Below are 18,839 nucleotides of genomic sequence, written 5' to 3' on the forward strand. Positions count from 1 at the left end.
AAAAAATAATGGCTAAATAATGGCTATCTCTGTTATCTATCTCATCTGCCACTTGCTGTCGCCGAGAATGCCGACCCGATGAAACAGTCCATGCTCACCTGCCCAAGTGCCCGCGCCCTGCTCTTAGCTGTGCTGGCCAGCTGCGCGCAGGTGGCCGGAGCGGTCGACGAAGTCCGTATCGTCACCGAGGAGCTGCCGCCCTACAACATGACCCGGGACGGCCAGCTCACCGGCATGAGTACCGAAGTGGTGCAGGCCGTGCTCAAGGAAATCGGCCTGCAGGCGAGTATCCAGTCGATGCCCTGGGCACGTGCCTACGACATCGCGCAGAACGCGGAAAACGTGCTGATCTACTCGATCACCCGCACCGCCCAGCGCGAGAGCCTGTTCAAGTGGGTCGGCGTGATCGCGCCGATGCATTGGTACCTGTACGCGCGGCCCGAGAGCAAAATCAGCCTCGACAACCTCGACCAGGCGCGCCAGTACCAGATCGCCACGGTCAAGGACGACGCCGGCGAGCAGTACCTGGAAGCCAAGGGGTTCATGGTCGGCAAGAACCTGCAGTCGAACAACAAGTACAAATACAACTACGAAAAATTCAAGCTCGGCCGGGTCGATCTGTGGATCTCCATCGAGCTGAACGCCCTGTATCTGATCCGCCAGGCAGGCGAGGATCCGGCCACAATGGTGGTGCCCGTGCTGAGCCTGCCCGACCTCGGCGGTGGCGACGGACTGAACATGGCCTTCAGCCTGCAAACCACGGACGCCGTCGTCGAGCGCTTCCGCCAGGGTCTGCAGACCATCCGCAGCAACGGCACCTACGACGCCATCGCCAGGAAGTGGTTGTAGCGTGTTTGGCCTGCCGGCAAGCAAGGTGAGCCACCCCCGGCCCACGGGCTCGCTTGGTCGGCACCTGGTACTGGCGACCCTGTTGTTTTGCCTGGTCTTCACCCTGATCACGGTCGCCGTGCGCACCTGGTCGGCATGGCAGAGCAACCTGGCCGCGATGACCAGCGAACTGACCCTGATCGATCAGGTGTTCCAGCGCACGCTGGCCAAGGCGCTCTGGGAAGTCGATCGCGAATCCTTGCAGACCCAATTCGACAGCCTTGCCCAGGCGGCCCCGGTGGGCCGGGTGGAGCTGCGGATTCTGCGCGCCGGACGTCCGGCCGAAATACTCGAGAAGCAGCGCGGATCGCCCTCGACCTCAGCCCTGGCGCCCACGCTCCAGCACTTGCTGATCTACGCCCCCTACCCCGGTGCCAGCGAGACGGTCGGCGAGCTGACCCTCGAAGGCGATGAGCCGCTGCTCTGGCAGCGCCTGCAAAGGGAAGTGGCCAGCATCGTCGTCACCCAGATCATCCAGTCGCTGCTGCTGGCGGGGCTGATCATGTGGATGTTCAATCGCTCGGTCACCGTGCACGTGCAGCACATCGCCCGCCACCTCAACCAGCTGTCCCCCGCCAATCTCAGGCAGACCCTGCGCCTCGGGCGCTCAGCGGCGCACCACGATGAACTGAGTCTGCTGGAGGCGGGTGTCAACGACCTGCAAGACAAGCTGTCGACCTACCTCGAGCGGCAGCGCCAGGACGAAAACGACCTGGCGGTGCACCGCGACCACCTGGCCGAACTGGTCGAGGCCCGTACGACCGAGCTGAGCACGGCCAATAGGCGCCTGGAGGAACTGTCACGCAGCGACCCACTGACCGGGCTGGCCAACCGCCGGCATTTCGACGAACTCAAGGACATCGAGTTTCGCCGTGCCTTGCGCCTGGGCCACCCGCTGTCGGTGCTGATGTGCGACCTGGATTGCTTCAAGCTGTACAACGACACTTATGGCCATGCTCTTGGCGATCAATGCCTGCAAGCGGTGGCCACCACCCTGAACCGGGTGTTCGCCCGCGCCGGCGAACTGGTGGCGCGAATCGGCGGCGAAGAATTTGCCGTGTTGCTGCCGGGCGCCGATGCGCTTGCTGCACGCACGGCCGCAGAGTGGCTGCGTCAGGAGCTGGCGGTGCTGGCGATCGAACACAGCAGCTCGCCGGTGGCCGCCTATGTGACGCTGAGCATCGGCGTCGCCCAGTTCGAGCCGGAGACGATGGACCATTTCGATTTACTCATGCTGCGCGCCGACCAGGCCCTGTACCGGGCCAAGCATCTGGGGCGCGATCGCATCGCCGTTTGATAACCACACCGAGGCCCCTCATGAGATTGCGCCCAACCATCTGGTTCGCCCTGCTGCTGGCAATGACCTGCGCCAGCAGTCAGGCCGAAAGCATCAAGGCCGTCACCGAGAAAACCTCCTACAGCTACCTGCAGGAAGGCCAAGTGGCCGGGCCGGCGGGGCGGGTGGTCGAAGCCATGCTGCAGCGCGCCGGACTCAATGACTACAGCCTGACCCTCTACCCCTGGGCGCGCGCCTACGACATGGCACTGCAGCAACCCAATGTGCTGATCTACCTGATCGCCCGCACGCCGGAACGCGAGCCGCTGTTCAAGTGGGTGGGCGAGGTCACGCACATTGACTACCACTTCTACAAACTGCGCGGGCAGCCGGACATTCGGGTGCACTCACTGACTGACGCGAAGCACTACAGCATCGGCGTGCTGCGCGCCGACGTGCGTCAGCAGTACCTGCAGGCCGAGGGATTCACCAAGCTGGTGTCCGCCGCAGACAACCGCGAAAACTTCAAGCGCCTGCTCAATCGGCAGGTCCTGCTGGTACCCATGTCGGAGCGCGACGCCATGCTGCTGTGCGCAGAGGCCGGGGTCGACTTCGCCAGCCTGGAGCGGATCTACACCCTGGACGCACTCAGCAGTGGCCTGTACATGGCCTACAGCAATTCGACGGACGACGAGACAGTGACGCGTAGCCGCGCCGCGTTCGCCAGCCTCAAGGCCGAGGGCCTGCTGACAAAGCTGATGAACGACCAGCCTGGGCCCTGACAGCCCGTTGAAGCTGGTCGCGCCAGGAGGGCGAGCCGGGCGGCGAGCCGCGCGCCCGGCGTGGCCCGATCAAACGCCACACAAGCGCCGCCTGGCGCGGCGCTCGGCCACATCCTGTGCCGACGCCGCCGCGCTGGCCACCTGCGCAGGCAGCAGCCATCGCCGCGGGCCGACGCCCTCAGAAGCTGAAGTCGAGCTTGCTCCAGAGGATACGGCCCGGTTCGCTGACCGCTTGCGGGTCGTCCATGGAGAAGCCGAAACCGGCGTTGCCGGCCAGGTTCAGGTGTTCGCTGTAGTGGCGGTCGAACAGGTTGTCGACGCCGGCGCTGAGCTTGACCTCAGGCGTCAACCGGTAAGCCGCGTTGAGTGAGAACACGGCAAACCCGCTGCTGCTGCCGAAGTCCTTGCCGACCACGTTGCCCTTGCCCTCGTCCACCCGGTTCTGCGCGGCAACCACCCGCCACAGCGCCCCGGCACTCCAGTCGCTCCGCTCATAAGCCAGGCCGAAGCGCGCCTCCAGCGGCGGTGTCTGCGCCAATGGACGATCGTCCGAACTGTTCTTGCCCCAGGCATAGGCCAGGCTGGCATCGGTTTTCCAGTTGCTGTCCAGGCGGTAACTGGCGCCTAGCTCGCCCCCCATGATCCGTGCATCGATATTGCTGGCTTGCGAGCGGAGGTGTCCCGGCATCACCCCGGGACCGTAGCTGAACAGGATGTAGTCGCGCACCTGGCCGACGTAGGCCGACGCCCACGCATCCAGCTTGTCGCGCCGGTAGTGCGCACCGAAATCGAGCTGGGTGGTTTTCTCCGGGACGAGGCTTTCCATCGGCTGGACAAAACCGACGGGGCCGGGGCTGGCGGAGAACAACTCCCAGTAATCGGGGAAACGCTGCGTGTGACCCAGGCCGGCGTAGACAGTCGCGGGCACGCCGGCGAGATCCCGCTCATAGCGTAGAAAGCCGCTGGGCAGGGTATCGCGGCGGGTTTGCTCGGCAGTCGGGTTGGCACGCAGGGTCATGCCGCTACCCAGCGTCTGGCGGTAATCCTTGACCGAGGCGCGATCCAGCCGCGCCCCGGCTATCCAGCGCTGACGACGGCTGACTTTCCAGGTGAGCTCGCCGAACAGGCCATAGTTGTGGAAGACCGCGTCCTTGTCCCAGGCGAACTGGTCATAGTCGGTATAAGTGCTGCTCATCATGCTAAAGCTGGACGCACGCTTGCGGTGCTCGTTGCGCTGGCCATCCACACCGCTCTTGAGTTCGATCGCCTGCCAGTCCCAGGTGCCGACCAGGCGTGCGCCCAGGGTGCGGCGATCGACATTGCTGGCCAGCGGATTGGCCATCATGCCGCTGCCCGAGGGGGTGCGCAGACTGAAGTTGTCCATCACGTGGTCGGCATAGTTGTAATACACCTGCCCTTCCAGCGAGCGGAACACTTCACCGATGTTGTCCTTGCTGAAGCGCACCCCCAGGCTCTCGCGCAGAAACTGGCTGCCGTCCATGCTACGCCCGGCGTAGCGCGCCTCGCCATCGCCACGGCCGCCACTCAGTTCGATCAGGCTGTCGTTGTCCGGGGTCCAGCCGAGCAGCACATCGCTGTTCCATTTGCTCCAGCGCGACGGCACCGTATCACCGTTGCCGTCCTGGTAATCGTCGGCCTGGGCCTTGTTCGCCAGCAGCCGCAGATAGCCCTGGCGGCTTCCGGCGCTGGCGTCGATACGGCGGTCGAAGCGGCCGTTGGAGCCGGCCAGGATGCTGCCATCGACACGCCCGCCCAGCTCGCTGAAGGGCTCGGTGTCGCGTTCGAAGAGAATGGTCGCGGCCGAACCGCCGGGGCCCCAGAGCACGCTTTGCGGCCCCTTGATCACGGTCAGCTGGTCGAAGTTCTCCGGCGCCAGGTAGGCGGTCGGCGCATCCATCCGGTTGGGACAGGCGCCGAGCATCTGGCCGCCGTCCATGAGGATATTCAGGCGCGAGCCGAACATGCCGCGAAACAGTGGATCGCCATTGGCGCCACCGTTGCGAATGGCATTGAAGCCCGGAATGGTCTTCAGGTAATCGGCGCCATCGGCAGCCGGCACCGGCTGGCGCGGTTGCTTGGGATTGGTCACCACCATCAGGGGGGAGCGGTGGCTGGCCCCAGTGATGACCAGCGGAGGCAGTTCGATGGCCGCATCATCGGCCAGCGCCAGAGGGCTGCACAGCATGACAGCGCACAGCGGCGCCAGGCGAAAAGGGACAGGCAGACGCAAGGCGCCTGGTACACGGAGACAGGTAAGGGCAGGCATGATTTTTCCAAGATCGAGACAATCCAGCGCGCCGGCAACAGCCGTCCTACAGACGGTGCTGGCACGTGAGAGCAGCAACTACGATCAGGCGAGCAAGGGCGGTGCGCGACTGCGCGAACCGGGGAATACCGGCGAAGCGGGAGCATGCTGCGACCCGCCGGCCGCGATAAAGACCGTAGCGAATAGCGCCGACCCGAGCAGCACCAGCGCCGGACTGGCCAGCGCCGGGCTGCTGAACAACAGGGTGCAGTAACCGCATTTTGCCCACAGCGGATCATGCCCATGATGCTGGTCAGCGCCCGCTACCTGGCTGGCCGGGTGCTCGCTGCAACCCAGCCCGGCGGACCCGGTCGGTGGTGCAGGCACCAGCCACTGCGACAGCAGCGGGCCGACACAGAGCAACAGCATGGCCAGCAATGCCGGCCTCAGCCCCCTGCGACGGTTAACTAGCTGTGCTGGTGTCTGCATGGATCAACGCCCGTGAGTCCTGTCGCGATTATTGCAGCCGCGCCAGGACGCTCCTTGTTCCCGGTCAAGACAGCCACCATCAGTGCTGATGGGCGGTGTTCTGGGTAGTTGGCTCAGCCATGGCTGCGGGCGCCTCGACTTGCACCGCAACCTCCACCTCGACCTTGCCGGCCTTTTCAAAGCTCAGGGTCAACGGGAAACGCTCACCCACCTTGGCCTGTTGCTGCAGGCCGAACAGCATCACGTGGTAGCCCATGGGCTCGAACTTGACCGCGCCACCGGCGGGGATTGCCACGCTCTGCACCTGCTGCATCTTCATCACCCCATCGGCATGCACGTGCTCGTGCATCTCGGCCTTGGCGGCCACCGGGGTCTGCAGGCTGAGCAGGCGGTCGGCCTCCAGGCCCTGGTTGTGCACCACGAAGTAGACCGCGGCGGTCGGTGCCACCGGCGGCATGGCCCGCGACCAGGGGTGCTCGATCTGCAGCTCGCCCACCTGGTATTCATGGGCGTTGACCAGCAGGCTGGTGCCGAGCAGTGCAGCCAGGAACAGGGTTTTCTTCAACATGCGGACGCTCCAAAAATCATCGGGAGGAGGCGCCGAGCGATCTGCTACGGCGCGCGATAACGAACTCGTCGATTGGCCGCCGGCGCGGCGCCAACCGACTCAGCGGCTGCCCTGGGCAGCATCAAGCGGGAAGGTTTACCGAAGTCAGGCGAGCAGCGGGGAGGCGCGAGGGTTGGCCGAGGGCCAGAGATAGCGGACGGGACGTGCGACCAGGGCGGGCGCGGTCAGCGGCGGACGACTGGCCGCGAGCAGCCCGAGCAGGCCGAAAAAGGCGGCGAGGATGATCGCGCTGAAGGTCGAGCTGAGCGAGCAACCGGAACCCGTGGCCGGGTTCAGTGGCGGGATGCCGGAGCGGCTCAAGTCCGCGCCGGCGCCGAAATTGCCCTCGAAGGAGCAGTACTGGCCATCCAGGCCGCTGAGCTGCAGGCCGGCCATCTGGCCGTGGCCAATGCTGCAGGCGAGCGCACTGAACAGGACGCTGAAATACAGCATCCAGGCGATCAGCGAGCGGTCGGTGCGGGCCAGTTTCATGGGCGCAACTCTAGCAGCTGGCGCCCGCAGCGGCATAGAAGGCTGCCGTGGTCGATTGCCGCAGCGCGGCCCCTATGCCGGCCAGGGCGCCTGCGCCAGCAGTGCGGCGCAACGGACCTGGACGAATTCGCGCAGCAGATGCACCGGCTTGCTCAGTTGCGCGCGGTGGGCGCAGATCAGGTTGAGCGGGGTCGCCTCGCCCTGCCACCCCGGCAGCAGCACCTTGAGCCGGCCGGCCTGCACATCGCCCGCCACATCCAGCCAGGACTTGTATACCAGCCCGGCACCCGCCACCGCCCACCGGCGCACCACATCGGCATCGTCGCTGACCCGGTCGCCGCCGACCGTCAGGCTCTGCTCGCGCTTGCCGGTGTGGAAGCGCCAGCGTTCGTGCACCCGCCCGCCGAGCATGTAGAGCAGGCAGTTGTGCTCGGCCAGCGCCTCGACGCTCCGCGGTTCACCGTGACGCGCCAGGTAGCCCGGCGCGGCGCAGAGGACCCGGCGGTTCCCCGCCGCCACCGGCAAGGCGACCAGACTGGAATCCTCCGGCGCGCCATAGCGCAGGGCAATGTCCACCGGCTCGCGAAACAGATCGGTAACCCGGTCGCCGAGCAGCAGGCGCAACTGCAACTGCGGGTGAGCCAGTTGGAACTCATCGAGCCAGGGCAGCAGGATGTTGCGACCGAAATCCGACGGTGCCGACAATTGCAGCAAGCCGCTGATGCCAACCTTGCTACCCGCCAGTTGTTGCCGGCCATCGTCCAGGCTTTGCAGGGCCAGGCGGGCGTGAACCAGGAAGGCTTCGCCCTCCGGGGTCAGGCGCAGGCTGCGCGTGGAGCGCACCAGCAGATGCGCCTGCAGGTGCTGCTCCAGGCGCTTGAGCGCGGCGCTGGCCACCGCTGGCGAGATGTCCAGTACCCGCGCAGCGGCGGACAGGCTGCCGAGCTCTGCGGTGCGCACAAACACCTGCAGGTCATCAAAGTGCAGCATGGAAACCCCAGCATTTTCAAAAAAATATTGAAAGAGACTCTATTCCTACCCTGTTTTTCATCCATATGAAATAGCCGAGTATGGCCATCACCTGGTCAGCGGGCCATGCCCGCGCCTACAGCCGCCCCACACATCAGAGATGCCATGAAAGCCATTGCCTACTACCACTCCCTGCCCGCCGAACATCCCGAAGCCCTGCAGGACATCCAGCTGGCGCAACCCAGCCCCGGTCCGCGCGACCTGCTGGTGCAAGTCAAAGCCATCTCGGTCAATCCGGTGGACACCAAGATCCGCAGCAATGTCGCCCCGGAAAACGGCGAAGCCAAGGTACTCGGCTGGGATGCCAGCGGCATCGTCCAGGCCGTAGGCAGCGAGGTGACCCTGTTCCAGCCCGGCGACCAGGTGTTCTATGCCGGCGCGATCAACCGCGCCGGCGCCAACAGCGAGCTGCATGTGGTGGACGAACGCATCGTCGGCCACATGCCGCGTAGCCTGCCGTTCGCCGAGGCCGCAGCCCTGCCGCTGACCGCGATCACCGCCTGGGAGCTGCTGTTCGAGCGCCTGCAGATCGCCGAGGGCTCCAGCGACGTGGGCCAGAGCCTGCTGATCGTCGGCGCCGCTGGCGGGGTCGGTTCGATCCTTACACAACTGGCCCGCCAGCTCACCGGCCTGACCGTGATCGGCAGCGCCTCGCGCCCGGAAACCCAGGCCTGGGTGCGCGAACTCGGCGCCCATCATGTGATCGACCACAGTCGGCCGCTGCACGAAGAACTCCAGCGCATCGGCATCAACCAGGTGACCCACGTCGCCAGCCTGACTCAGACCGACCAGCACTTCGATCAACTGATCGACAGCCTGGCGCCGCAAGGGCGCCTGGCACTGATCGACGACCCACGGCAGCCGCTGGACGTGATGAAGCTCAAGCGCAAGAGCCTGTCACTGCATTGGGAGCTGATGTTCACCCGCTCGCTGTTCGAGACCGCCGACATGATCGAGCAGCACCGCTTGCTCGAGCGGGTCGCCGAACTGATTGATGCCGGCGTGCTGAAAACCACCCTCGGCGAACACTTCGGCACCATCAATGCGGCCAATCTGCGCCGCGCCCATGCCCTGCTGGAAAGTGGCCAAGCGCGCGGCAAGGTGGTGCTCGAGGGCTTCTGAGTCCGTGGCGTTGCCGGCCCCGGGCAACGCCGATCAGCGGCATGTCGAACGCAAAACGTCATGCCGATTGAGCGGTCAAATAAGACGTGAAGCATCCTTACGAGGTGAGCATCATGCAACGTCTTATCCCCTTAATGCTCGGCGCAACCTTCGGCGTCGTGAGTGCCGTATGGGCAGAACCACCTACCGAGCAAAACCCCGAGCAAGTGCAAGCAGTTGACTACCACTACGGCATGTCACTGGATATCCAGAAAGTCATCGATATCACCGACAACTCGGACAAGGTCGGTGTGGTGCCCGCCACCATCACCTACCTCGACAGCAACGGTAAGCTGCACAAGCTCAACTACCTGGAACTGGGTCGCTTCGACAGCGGTGACTGAACCCGAGCCCCCCGCTGGCGCCTGCTATCTGCTGATTCTCCGATACGCGGGCTGCCAGCGTGGCTCTGACGTTCGGCCTCCAACAATCGGCAATCGGCCGATAAGCGACTAGACTGCCAGTACGCTCGAGGCCTGCCACTCAGGTTACGGCATGCCCAGCGGCCTCTCGCTAACCTGCGACTCATCGGTGGTAAGGATGCGTTCCGATCTAATAGTCCCGTTGCGTCTGGCCGGCGCTTACATCCTGTTCAGCAGCACCTGGATTCTTGCCAGCGACGCCCTGCTGATGGCCGCGGTCAACGACAAAGCCTTGAGCAGCCAGCTGCAAACCGTCAAGGGCATGCTCTTCGTACTGCTCAGCAGCCTGCTGATCTTCTATCTCAACTTGCGTGACCGCCGCGCCCAGCGTGTACTGCTCAACGCCCTGACGCACAACAGCCGCCTGTTGCAACAAACCCAGCGCACGGCCCGACTCGGCAGCTGGGAATATGACGGCCACTTCCACTGGAGCAGCGAAGCCCTGTCCCTGCTCGGTCGCGACCCAGGCAGTGCACACAGTGGCACCGAGCAATTGCTCAGCTGGCTCTACCCGGCCGAGCGACCGGCCTTGCAGCGCTCCTTGCAAGCGCTGCTTGAACAGCACAAACCGATGGCGGTCAGTGCACGCCTGCAGCGACCTGAACAGCAGCAGACCGCCTGGCTGATGCTGCGCGGCGAAGCGGACGCCAATGGTCAGATTCTCGGCACTGTGCAAGACATCAGTACCCAGAAGCGCGACGAATCCGCCCTGCGTGAAAGCGAGCAGCGTTTCCGCCAACTGTTCGAGCAAACCCCGCGGATTGCCGTGCAGGGTTACGACCGCGAACGCCGGGTGATCTATTGGAACCAGGCCAGCGCCCAGCTCTATGGCTATAGCCTGCAGGAAGCCATGGGACAGCGCCTGGAAGAGCTGATCATCCCGCCAGCCGCACGCAGCAAGGTCGTCAGCGCGATCAACCGCTGGCTGCTCGGTGGCCCGCCGATTGCCGCCGCCGAGATGCAATTGCAGCGCAAGGACGGCAGCATGGTGTGGGTGTACTCCACCCAATCGATGCTGAACAACAGCCGCGACCAACTCGAGTTGTACTGTATCGACATCGATCTCAGCGAACAGAAGCAGATCAATCTCGAACTGCAGTCCAGCGAGGAGCGTTACCGCGAACTGGTCGAACAGCTGAGCCATGTGATCGTGCAGACGGACACCAGTGGGCACCTTATTTTTCTCAACCCGGCCTGGGAAAAGCTCAGTGGCTATGCCGGCTATGAATGCCTCGGCCGACCGTTGGCACAGTTTCTCGACAGCGCAGGTGCCGCAAGCTTCAACCAGCAGCTCAGCGCCATCGACAACGGCCAGCAGATCGATCTGCGTGGCGAATTCCGCCTGCTCACTCGCCAGGGCCAACTGCGCTGGATAGACATTCAGTTAAACCACAGCCCATCGAACAACCTGCTCAACGGCAGCCTGCATGACATCCATGACCGCCACCAACTGCAGCAACTGCAGCACGCCCGCAACGCGGTTCTCGATGAACTGCTCGCCCGCCTCCCCCTGGCGAATATCCTCAACGGCATCAGCCGGCGTTTACAGGATCTCAATCCGCTCATGCGGGTGTCGATCATGCTGCTGGACGCGCAGCGCCAGTGCCTGGATCTGGTCGCCGCACCCAGCCTGCCCGAGCCGTACCGGCAGGCCATCGACGGGCTGCCGGCGCAGCTCGAACTCGGTTCATGCGGCCACGCCGCCTGCAGCGGCGAACTGGTGATCGCGCAAGACCTCGCGACTCATCCCTACTGGCAGGCGTTTCGCACCCAGGCCCTGGCCGCCGGGTTACATGCCTGCTGGTCGCTACCGTTCAAGGATGAGAACGCTCGGGTACTCGGCACCTTCGGCATCTACTACGAGCAGCCCAAGCGGCCGAGCCAGGCCGATATAGCCCTGGTCACCGAGTTCACCCGCCTGGCCAGCCTGGCCGTACAACAGCTGCAGCGATGAATGCTGCATGCCGACGACCACCAGTCGCCCAATTGATCCATGTCAGAAATAATTCATCGGCCGGAACTAGACTCAGCCGCCTAACCCGTGGAGGTGTCGCTCATGAACATCGGTATCCAGCCACTGCACAAAGCCGAAGGGGCCTGCTGGCAGGTCCGCTTCGCCAGCCATAGCGTGACCTTCCGCAGCGAAGCCGAAGCCCGTCAATTCGTCGCCACCCTCGAAGCACGCCTGCAGGCCCCGCATCAATGGCCGAGCCAGGTGCAGCGCGCAGCCAGCTGAGCCGCTGAACACCGGGCGGCCCGGGCGGCGTTCCGTTCGGAGCGCAGCGACAGCCCGCCGGGATCTGTGCCACGCCGATGAACCCTGCTGCACTGCCTGCGGCGAGTGGCAGCCTAGGGTCGGGGATTGCTCGAGGTCATGGCTCAGGGCCCAGGGTGTTTGCAGGCTACCGCAACAGCCGGGCGTTTCTTACCAGCCTGGATGGCCGCCAGGTGCTCCGCCCAGCGGGTAAAGCGCGAGCAGAGCACGGCCAGCGTGGCGCACCCGCAGATCACCAGCGCCATCGGCCAGGCACTGCCGTCATGCAGCGCGCCGACCAGCGCCGCTGCGCTGGCGGCTATGCCGAACTGCAGGCAACCGAGCAATGCCGAGGCGCTGCCGGCATGCGTGCCCTGGCCGGCCATGGCGCAGGCCGAGGCGTTCGGCAGGAGAATGCCGAGACAGGCGATGCAGCCGAACAAGGGGATCAGCAGCGGCCACAGCGCCGCCGGCTGAGCAGCCGCGACCGTCAGCAACAGCAGCGCGCAGGCCAGATAGAACCACACCGTGCGCCGCAGCCAATAGCCCGGTCCGTGCCGTGCCACCAGCCAGGCATTGAGTTGCGCCACCAGGATAAAGCCCAGGGCATTGCTGCCGAACAACCAGCCGTAGTGCTCGGCCGGTACGCCATACAACTCGATGAAGACGAAGGGCGAACCGGCGATGTAGGCGAACATCCCGGCGATGGACAGGCCGCCGGTCAGCGCATGACCGAGAAACGGCCGGTCGCCGAGCAGCCGCCGGTACTCGCCCAGCGCGCCGCGCAACGGCGCTCTCGGCGCGTCGGCCGCCAGGGTCTCCGGCAGCCACAGCGCCACCCCGAGCCAACTGAGCACGCCGAAGGCGAACAGGCAGACGAAGATCGACTGCCAGCCGAGCAGACTCAGGAGCAGGCCACCGGCCAGCGGCGCGAGGATCGGCGCCAGGCCCATGACCAGCATCAGCTGGGAGAACACCTTGGCCGAGGTGATCGGATCGCACAGGTCGCGCACCACGGCACGGTTCACCACCATACCGGCGCAGCCACCGAGGGCCTGGACGAACCGCGCGGCGATCAACCACTCCAGGCTCGGCGCCAGCGCGCAGGCCAGCGAAGCCAGGCAGAACAGCAACACCCCGGCGAGCAGCGGTTTGCGCCGGCCGAAACGGTCGGCCAAGGGCCCATAGATCAGTTGCCCCAGCGCCAGGCCAATGAAATAGGCGGCCAGCGACAACTGCACATGCTCGACGTCGGTGGCGAAGACCCGCGCCAGGGTGGGGAAGCTCGGCAGGTAGAAGTCGATGGCCAGGGGGCCAAAAGCGCTCAAGGCGCCGAGGATCAACAAAAGGCGGAGTGGCATGGGCTTCCAGGACAAAAAAGGTAAGTGTTCGCCCGGCACCATGACCAAGGCATAGGCTGGTTCAGCGGCAAGCTGCATTCAAGGTGCAGCCACGACATTTGCACCGCGTAACCTGCGTGGTCCGCCCCATCCCCTGCGTTGCGATCCCCGCCTTGGTGCCGGGTGTGCCAGCCAGCGCTCAATGGTCGACCAGGCGCACCAGGTCTTGTCCGCCAACAGGACATCGCCCCACGCGCCTGATCCATCCTAGGATTCGGCAGTCTCCTCTGCGACCTGGTGGCGCCCCTTGCTCAGCTTGGCCGCCCAGGACTCCACCAGCAGGTAGAACATCGGGATCAGGAAAATCGCCAGCACGGTGGCCGCCAGCATGCCGCCAAGCACCCCGGTGCCGATCGAGTGACGACTGGCCGAACCGGCGCCAGAGCTGGTTACCAGCGGCATGACGCCGAGGACAAAGGCCAGCGAGGTCATGATGATCGGCCGGAAACGCAGGCGCGAGGCTTCCAGCGCCGACTCGAAGATGCCCATGCCCTGCTGCCGGCAGAGCACGGCGAACTCGACGATCAAAATCGCGTTCTTCGCCGCCAGGCCGATCAGGGTGATCAGGCCGACCTGGAAGTACAGGTCGTTCTCGATGCCGCGCAGCCACACCGCGAGGATCGCGCCGAACACCGCGAACGGCACCGCGGTGACCACCGCCAGCGGCAGGGTCCAGCGCTCGTACTGGGCGGCCAGGATGAGGAACACCATGATCAGACCGAAGACGAAGGCGCTGCTGCCCGAGCCCTGGGTCGCCAGTTCCTGGAAGGCCGAGCCGGTCCAGCCGATGCTGTAGTCGCTGCCCAGCACCTCGCTGGCCACCTCCTGGATCGCCGCCAATGCGTCGCCCGAGCTGTAGCCCGGTGCCGGGCCACCGAGGATCTTCGCCGCCGGGTAGACGTTGAAGCGCGCATAAGTATCCGGGCCGAGTATCCGCTCGACCTTGACCAGGGTCGACAGCGACACCAGCTCGCCCGCGGCCGAGCGCACGTAGACCTGGGCCAGGTCCTCCGGCTTGCGCCGGAACTCCGACTCGGACTGCAGGCTGACCTGGAAGGTACGGCCGTACAGGCTGAAGTCGTTAACGTAGTAGCTGCCGAAGGTCGCCTGCATGGCGGTGAACACGTCGCTGATCGACACCCCCAGGGCGCGCGCCTTGGTCCGATCCAGATCGATGTAGTACTGCGGCACGTTGGCGCTGAAGGTGCTCTGCACCCCGGCCAGTTCCGGGCGCTGGCGCGCCGCGGCGAGGAAGGCGCCGACCCGTTCCGCCAGCTGTGCGGTGCTGCCGCCGCTGCGGTCCTGGATGTAGCCCTCGAAACCACCGGTGGTGCTCATGCCGGTGATCGGCGGCGGATTGAAGGTCATGACCACGCCGTCCTTCTGCGCCGCGCCCATGGCCATGAACGCACGGGGCAGGTTGCGCGCATCCAGCTCCGGCGTGGTCCGCTCGCTCCAGTCCTTGAGCGGCACGAAGGACACCCCGGCGTTGCTGCGGGTGCCGAAGGTGAGGATGTCGAAACCGGCAAAGGTCACCACGTCCTCGACCGCCGGGTGCTGCATCAGCTGCTCGGTCACTTCGCTGGTGAGCTTCTCGGTGCGGGTCAGCGAGGCCGCCGGCGGCAGGAAGTAGGCATTGATCACGTAGCCCTGGTCCTCATTGGGCACCAGGGAACTGGGTACCCGGCCGAACAGCACGACCATCAGCGCGATCATCGCGCCGAACAGCAGCAAGCCCACCGCCGAGCGCTTGAGGAAAAACTGCACGCCAGCGGTATAGCCCGCGGTCAGGCGATCAAATCCGCGGTTGAACCAGCGAAACACTGCCGCCGGCTCCTGATGCCCCGGTTTGAGCAGCAGGGCGCAGAGCGCCGGACTCAGGGTCAGCGCGACCAAGCTGGAGATCACCACCGACACCGCGATGGTGATGGCGAACTGTTTGTACATCTCCCCGGCCAGGCCGCCGAGGAAGCCCACCGGCACGAACACCGCACAGAGCACCAGGCTGGTGGCGATGATCGGCCCGGTGACTTCCTCCATCGCCTTGATCGACGCCTCGCGCGGGCCGAGCTTGTCGCTGTGCATCGAGCGCTCGACGTTCTCGATCACCACGATGGCGTCGTCCACCACGATGCCGATGGCCAGGACCATGCCGAACAGGGTCAGCAGGTTGATCGAGAAACCCAGCAGGTACATGCCGGCGAAGGTGCCGATCAGCGACACCGGGATCGCCAGCAGGGGAATAAGCGTGGCGCGCCAGTTCTGCAGGAACACGAAGACCACCAGCACCACCAGCACCAGGGCCTCGACGAAGGTATGCAGCACCTCCTTGATGGACACCCGGACGAACTGGGTGGTGTCGTAGGGAATCTTGTAGGTGATGCCCTCGGGGAAGTTCTTCGACAGCTGCGCCAGGGTGTTCTGCACCGCGGCGGCGGTGTCCAGGGCATTGGCGCCCGGCTGCAGGTAGATGCCGAAGGCGGCATTCTGCTGGCCGTTGAGCGAGGTCATCAGCGAGTAGTCCTGGGCGCCCAGCTCGACCCGCGCGACATCCTTGAGCAGCAGGCTGGCGCCGGTTTCATCGGAGCGCAGGATTACGTTCTCGAACTCCACCGGGTCGGTGAAGCGGCCCTGGGTGGTCACCGTGTAGGTGAAATCCTGGGCCTGCTGCAGCGGCTGCTGGCCGAAGCTGCCGGCGGCGAACTGCGAGTTCTGCTCGCGGATCGCCGCGACCACGTCACTCGGGGTCAGATTGTACTGCGCCAGCTTGTCCGGGCGCAGCCAGATGCGCATGGAGTAATCCTTGGAGCCGAACTGGCGGGCATCGCCGACGCCGGGCAGGCGCTTGAGCTCGTCGATCACGTTGATCAGCGCGTAGTTGCTGATGTACACCGGGTCACGCGAGCCGTCCGGGGAAAACAGCGTGACGACCTGGAGGATGTCCGACGACTTCTTCTCGACCCTGACCCCCTGCCGACGGACCTCTTCCGGCAGCTTGGCCAGGGCGGCCTGCACCCGGTTGTTGACGTCGATGGTGGCCTGGTCCGGATCGGTGCCGACCTGGAAATACACCGACAGGCTCATGCTGTTACCGCCGGAGTTGGACTGCTGGTAGATCATCCCCTCGACGCCGTTGATCGACTGTTCCAGCGGCGCCGCCACGGTCTCGGCGATCACCTGGGCGCTGGCACCAGAATAGGTGGCGCTGACCGACACCTGCGGCGGCAGGATCTGCGGGTACTGGGCGATGGGCAATTCGCGCATGGCCATCAGGCCGGCCAGCACGATAATGATGGAGATGACCGCGGCGAACACCGGCCGGTCGATAAAGAAGCGTGAGATCACCGGAAACGCTCCTCAGGGTTGCTTGGCAGCTGATGGGGCAGCGCTGGAAGCGGCTTCGGCAACCTTCACCGGGGCATCCGGGCGCACCTTGGGCAGCCCCTCGATGATCACCCGGTCGCCAGCGCTGATGCCGGATTCGACCACCCAGCGACCAGCCGAGGTGCGTCCGGTACTGACCTCGCGCATGCGTGCGATCCCCTGTTCATCGACCACATAGACGAAGGTGCCGCGTGGTCCCTGGGCGATCGCACGCTCCGGCACGGTGATCGCGGCGGGCAGGGAAATGCCCTTGACCAATACCCGCACGAATTGACCGGGCAGCAGTTTTTGCTCGGGGTTGGGCACCACCGCGCGGGCACTGACGGTGCCGGTGCCACGGTCGACCAGGCTGCCGGTGAAATCCACCTTGCCTTGCAACGGGTAGCGGGAACCATCGCCGTACAAGATCTCGACACTCATCTGCTCGCCCACCAGTACCAGCGCGCCACTTTGCAGGCCGCTGCGCACGCTCTCCACGTCGCTATCCGGGGCGGCGAAGTTGACGTAGATCGGGTCGAGCTGGGTGATATTGCTCAGCAGGCTGGCATTCGGGTCACCGGCCACCATCAGGCTGCCCTCGGACACGGTTTCCTTGCTGGTAATGCCGGAGATCGGCGCCGTCACCGTGCAGTAATCGAGATCGATCTGTTTGGACTGCACCTCTGCCTCGGCCGCCTGGATGTTGGCCTTGCTCTGCTCGAAGTTGGAGATCGCATTGTCCAGTTCACTCTCGCTGGCATAGCCCTTCTTCTGCAGCTCGCGAATACGCTTGAGGTCGCGCTCGGTCTGCCGAAAACGCGCCTGTTCCTGGGCCAGCGCACCCTTGGCCCGAGCCAGGGCGGCCTGGTAGGTGCGCGGATCGATGCGGAACATCACCTGGCCCTGCTTGACCGCGCTGCCCTCAAGGTAGGTGCGCTCCTGCAGGATGCCACTGACCTGGGCGCGCACCTGCACCTCGCGGAAGCCCGCCGTGCGTGCCGAGTACTCGAATACCAGCGGCAGCGGACCCACCTTGACGGTCTCCACCAGTACTTCAGGTGCAGGGGGGGCCTCAGCGGCCTGGGTCATGGGCGCCAGCGCGCCATAGGCTAGCCCCCCGAGAACAAGCACGAGGTGACGGACAAAATACATAAGGCTCTCCGGAGCAACACGATGCGCACAACACAAAGGAGACGATGCTAATTACATTCAATACTGTTTGTAAACAGAACATCGTGCCGAAATTCATTACACTCTGTTCCCCAAACAAGAGCCTAGACAGAATCCACCTGACCGTCATGCGCAGAACCAAAGAACAAGCCGAACAAACCCGCAGTGCCATCCTCGTGGCTGCCGAGACGCTATTCCTGGAAAAAGGCGTGGCCCACACCAGCCTGGAACATATCGCCCGCCATGCCGGTGTCACCCGTGGTGCGGTGTATTGGCATTTCGAGAACAAGGCTCACCTGTTTCATGAGCTGCTCAGCCAGGTGCGCCTGCCGCCCGAGCAAATGGCCGTGCGCCTGAGCGCCTGCGCCGAGCGCGATCCCCTGCTGGCGTTGCGCGAGCTGTGTATCGAGGCCATCGAGAACCTCGCCCGCGACCCGCAGAAGCAACGCATCTTCACCATCCTCCTGCGCCGCTGCGAATTCACCGACGAACTGCGCGAGGCGGAGCAGCGCCACGCCGCCTTTATCAATCAGTTCATCGCCCTGGTCGAACACCAGTTCGACCAGCCCGCGATCAAAGCGCGCCTGCAGCCAGGCATGAGCCCACGCCTGGCATCGCGCACCCTGCATGCGATGATCATCGGCCTGTTCAGCGACTGGCTGCGCGACCCGACACTGTTCGACCCACTGAGCGACAGCGCGCCGATGGTCGACGCCTGTTTTCGTGGCCTGGTGCGCGATTGGAGGCAAGGAGAGGCAGTGCAGGAGGGATGACGCTTTTTTCATTCACCACGCGATTGCGTGGATGGGGACGCGATTGGAAGCAAGCAGAGGCCGCGCAGGGAAATGGTGCTTATTTCATCCCCCTGCCCGGCTCGCACAGCCCAATCAAAGCCGGGCAAGCGCATGCCTTGCACTGCCCGCCCCAGGTTGCAGCCGGGCTTACTCTCCCGGGTCAACAGCCGTGGGAGCATGAGCGCATCAATTGTTGCCCAGGCCCGCCCCATAACCCGCTTCGGCAATGGCAATGATCAGCTCATCGCTCGACAAGCTGCTGACCACGCGCGCCTCACCGCCTTGTAACTTGACCTTTACATCGGCAGCCGGATCACGCGCCTGCAAGGCCTCGGTGATCGTCTTCACGCAATGCTCGCATGTCATGCCTTCGATTCTGAGTATGTGAACCTTTGATGCTTGCATCTACAACCTCCTGATTGAATGTCTGACCCCTTTGCGGGAGG

General features: G+C 64.7%; 17 protein-coding genes. 8 read left to right on the plus strand and 9 right to left on the minus strand.

Going from position 1 to position 18,839, the window contains the following annotated elements:
* Positions 1–90: 90 nt before the first annotated feature.
* Genes LJY18_RS14375 through LJY18_RS14385 form a run of 3 tightly spaced genes read left to right on the plus strand, consistent with a single transcriptional unit; the run spans position 91 to position 2,946 of the window.
* On the plus strand, positions 91–849 hold the full coding sequence (locus LJY18_RS14375; RefSeq protein ID WP_238042505.1) for a substrate-binding periplasmic protein: 759 nt from the start codon (positions 91–93) through the stop codon (positions 847–849).
* 25 nt (positions 850–874) lie between these two features.
* Complete coding sequence (locus LJY18_RS14380) at positions 875–2,185, plus strand: GGDEF domain-containing protein (RefSeq protein ID WP_238042506.1); 1,311 nt, start codon at positions 875–877, stop codon at positions 2,183–2,185.
* Between the two features lie 20 nt (positions 2,186–2,205).
* Entirely contained in the window at positions 2,206–2,946 is a 741-nt protein-coding gene (locus LJY18_RS14385; RefSeq protein WP_238042507.1) for a substrate-binding periplasmic protein, read from the plus strand.
* A 178-nt stretch (positions 2,947–3,124) separates the two neighbouring features.
* Here the strand turns inward: LJY18_RS14385 and LJY18_RS14390 are convergent, their stop codons facing one another.
* The 5 genes from LJY18_RS14390 to LJY18_RS14410 all read right to left on the minus strand — a co-directional run bounded on the left by LJY18_RS14390 (position 3,125) and on the right by LJY18_RS14410 (position 7,790).
* Positions 3,125–5,233 carry a TonB-dependent copper receptor gene (locus tag LJY18_RS14390; RefSeq protein WP_330872757.1) on the minus strand — a complete coding sequence of 703 codons (2,109 nt, stop codon included), beginning with the start codon at positions 5,231–5,233 and terminating at the stop codon, positions 3,125–3,127.
* 84 nt (positions 5,234–5,317) lie between these two features.
* Complete coding sequence (locus LJY18_RS14395) at positions 5,318–5,641, minus strand: DUF2946 domain-containing protein (RefSeq protein ID WP_238042509.1); 324 nt, start codon at positions 5,639–5,641, stop codon at positions 5,318–5,320.
* 139 nt (positions 5,642–5,780) lie between these two features.
* Complete coding sequence (locus tag LJY18_RS14400; protein ID WP_238042510.1) at positions 5,781–6,269, minus strand: copper chaperone PCu(A)C; 489 nt, start codon at positions 6,267–6,269, stop codon at positions 5,781–5,783.
* A gap of 144 nt (positions 6,270–6,413) precedes the next feature.
* Positions 6,414–6,800, minus strand: coding sequence for a DUF2946 domain-containing protein (locus LJY18_RS14405; protein WP_238042511.1), 387 nt, complete (start codon positions 6,798–6,800; stop codon positions 6,414–6,416).
* Positions 6,801–6,872: 72 nt separating this feature from the next.
* Positions 6,873–7,790 (minus strand): LysR family transcriptional regulator, encoded by a 918-nt coding sequence (locus LJY18_RS14410; RefSeq protein WP_238042512.1) that lies wholly within the window; start codon positions 7,788–7,790, stop codon positions 6,873–6,875.
* Between the two features lie 144 nt (positions 7,791–7,934).
* On the opposite strand from LJY18_RS14410, the gene LJY18_RS14415 reads away from it, so the two are divergent.
* From LJY18_RS14415 to LJY18_RS14430, 4 genes are all read left to right on the plus strand, one after another.
* Positions 7,935–8,951 carry a zinc-binding alcohol dehydrogenase family protein gene (locus LJY18_RS14415; protein ID WP_238042513.1) on the plus strand — a complete coding sequence of 339 codons (1,017 nt, stop codon included), beginning with the start codon at positions 7,935–7,937 and terminating at the stop codon, positions 8,949–8,951.
* 113 nt (positions 8,952–9,064) lie between these two features.
* Complete coding sequence (locus LJY18_RS14420) at positions 9,065–9,334, plus strand: DUF2790 domain-containing protein (protein WP_238042514.1); 270 nt, start codon at positions 9,065–9,067, stop codon at positions 9,332–9,334.
* A 196-nt stretch (positions 9,335–9,530) separates the two neighbouring features.
* On the plus strand, positions 9,531–11,366 hold the full coding sequence (locus LJY18_RS14425; protein ID WP_238042515.1) for a PAS domain S-box protein: 1,836 nt from the start codon (positions 9,531–9,533) through the stop codon (positions 11,364–11,366).
* Between the two features lie 102 nt (positions 11,367–11,468).
* The gene (locus tag LJY18_RS14430) at positions 11,469–11,648 is read left to right on the plus strand and encodes a hypothetical protein (protein ID WP_238042516.1); all 180 of its coding nucleotides are present in this window, start codon (positions 11,469–11,471) and stop codon (positions 11,646–11,648) included.
* A 143-nt stretch (positions 11,649–11,791) separates the two neighbouring features.
* On the opposite strand, the gene LJY18_RS14435 is transcribed toward LJY18_RS14430, so the two are convergent.
* The 3 genes from LJY18_RS14435 to LJY18_RS14445 form a co-directional block, all read right to left on the minus strand.
* Positions 11,792–13,027 carry a Bcr/CflA family multidrug efflux MFS transporter gene (locus LJY18_RS14435; protein WP_238042517.1) on the minus strand — a complete coding sequence of 412 codons (1,236 nt, stop codon included), beginning with the start codon at positions 13,025–13,027 and terminating at the stop codon, positions 11,792–11,794.
* Positions 13,028–13,273: 246 nt separating this feature from the next.
* The gene (locus tag LJY18_RS14440) at positions 13,274–16,411 is read right to left on the minus strand and encodes an efflux RND transporter permease subunit (protein WP_330872758.1); all 3,138 of its coding nucleotides are present in this window, start codon (positions 16,409–16,411) and stop codon (positions 13,274–13,276) included.
* A 12-nt stretch (positions 16,412–16,423) separates the two neighbouring features.
* Complete coding sequence (locus LJY18_RS14445; RefSeq protein WP_238042518.1) at positions 16,424–17,581, minus strand: efflux RND transporter periplasmic adaptor subunit; 1,158 nt, start codon at positions 17,579–17,581, stop codon at positions 16,424–16,426.
* A 146-nt stretch (positions 17,582–17,727) separates the two neighbouring features.
* On the opposite strand from LJY18_RS14445, the gene LJY18_RS14450 reads away from it, so the two are divergent.
* Positions 17,728–18,372, plus strand: coding sequence for a TetR family transcriptional regulator (locus tag LJY18_RS14450; RefSeq protein ID WP_238042519.1), 645 nt, complete (start codon positions 17,728–17,730; stop codon positions 18,370–18,372).
* A gap of 207 nt (positions 18,373–18,579) precedes the next feature.
* Here LJY18_RS14450 and LJY18_RS14455 read toward each other — a convergent pair whose 3' ends face one another.
* A complete protein-coding gene (locus LJY18_RS14455; protein ID WP_238042520.1) occupies positions 18,580–18,798 on the minus strand; it encodes a heavy-metal-associated domain-containing protein in 219 nt (72 codons plus the stop codon).
* Positions 18,799–18,839 lie beyond the last annotated feature (41 nt).

This window comes from Pseudomonas sp. MMS21 TM103, from assembly GCF_022132145.1.
GTDB lineage: Bacteria > Pseudomonadota > Gammaproteobacteria > Pseudomonadales > Pseudomonadaceae > Aquipseudomonas.

Coding starts and splice junctions, on each gene's coding strand:
- LJY18_RS14375 (WP_238042505.1), top strand. CDS start 91: ATGCTCACCTGCCCAAGTGCCCGCGCCCTGCTCTTAGCTGTGCTGGCC.
- LJY18_RS14385 (WP_238042507.1), top strand. CDS start 2,206: ATGAGATTGCGCCCAACCATCTGGTTCGCCCTGCTGCTGGCAATGACC.
- LJY18_RS14390 (WP_330872757.1), bottom strand. CDS start 5,233: ATGCCTGCCCTTACCTGTCTCCGTGTACCAGGCGCCTTGCGTCTGCCT.
- LJY18_RS14395 (WP_238042509.1), bottom strand. CDS start 5,641: ATGCTGTTGCTCTGTGTCGGCCCGCTGCTGTCGCAGTGGCTGGTGCCT.
- LJY18_RS14400 (WP_238042510.1), bottom strand. CDS start 6,269: ATGTTGAAGAAAACCCTGTTCCTGGCTGCACTGCTCGGCACCAGCCTG.
- LJY18_RS14405 (WP_238042511.1), bottom strand. CDS start 6,800: ATGAAACTGGCCCGCACCGACCGCTCGCTGATCGCCTGGATGCTGTAT.
- LJY18_RS14410 (WP_238042512.1), bottom strand. CDS start 7,790: ATGCTGCACTTTGATGACCTGCAGGTGTTTGTGCGCACCGCAGAGCTC.
- LJY18_RS14415 (WP_238042513.1), top strand. CDS start 7,935: ATGAAAGCCATTGCCTACTACCACTCCCTGCCCGCCGAACATCCCGAA.
- LJY18_RS14420 (WP_238042514.1), top strand. CDS start 9,065: ATGCAACGTCTTATCCCCTTAATGCTCGGCGCAACCTTCGGCGTCGTG.
- LJY18_RS14425 (WP_238042515.1), top strand. CDS start 9,531: ATGCGTTCCGATCTAATAGTCCCGTTGCGTCTGGCCGGCGCTTACATC.
- LJY18_RS14430 (WP_238042516.1), top strand. CDS start 11,469: ATGAACATCGGTATCCAGCCACTGCACAAAGCCGAAGGGGCCTGCTGG.
- LJY18_RS14435 (WP_238042517.1), bottom strand. CDS start 13,027: ATGCCACTCCGCCTTTTGTTGATCCTCGGCGCCTTGAGCGCTTTTGGC.
- LJY18_RS14445 (WP_238042518.1), bottom strand. CDS start 17,581: ATGTATTTTGTCCGTCACCTCGTGCTTGTTCTCGGGGGGCTAGCCTAT.
- LJY18_RS14450 (WP_238042519.1), top strand. CDS start 17,728: ATGCGCAGAACCAAAGAACAAGCCGAACAAACCCGCAGTGCCATCCTC.
- LJY18_RS14455 (WP_238042520.1), bottom strand. CDS start 18,798: ATGCAAGCATCAAAGGTTCACATACTCAGAATCGAAGGCATGACATGC.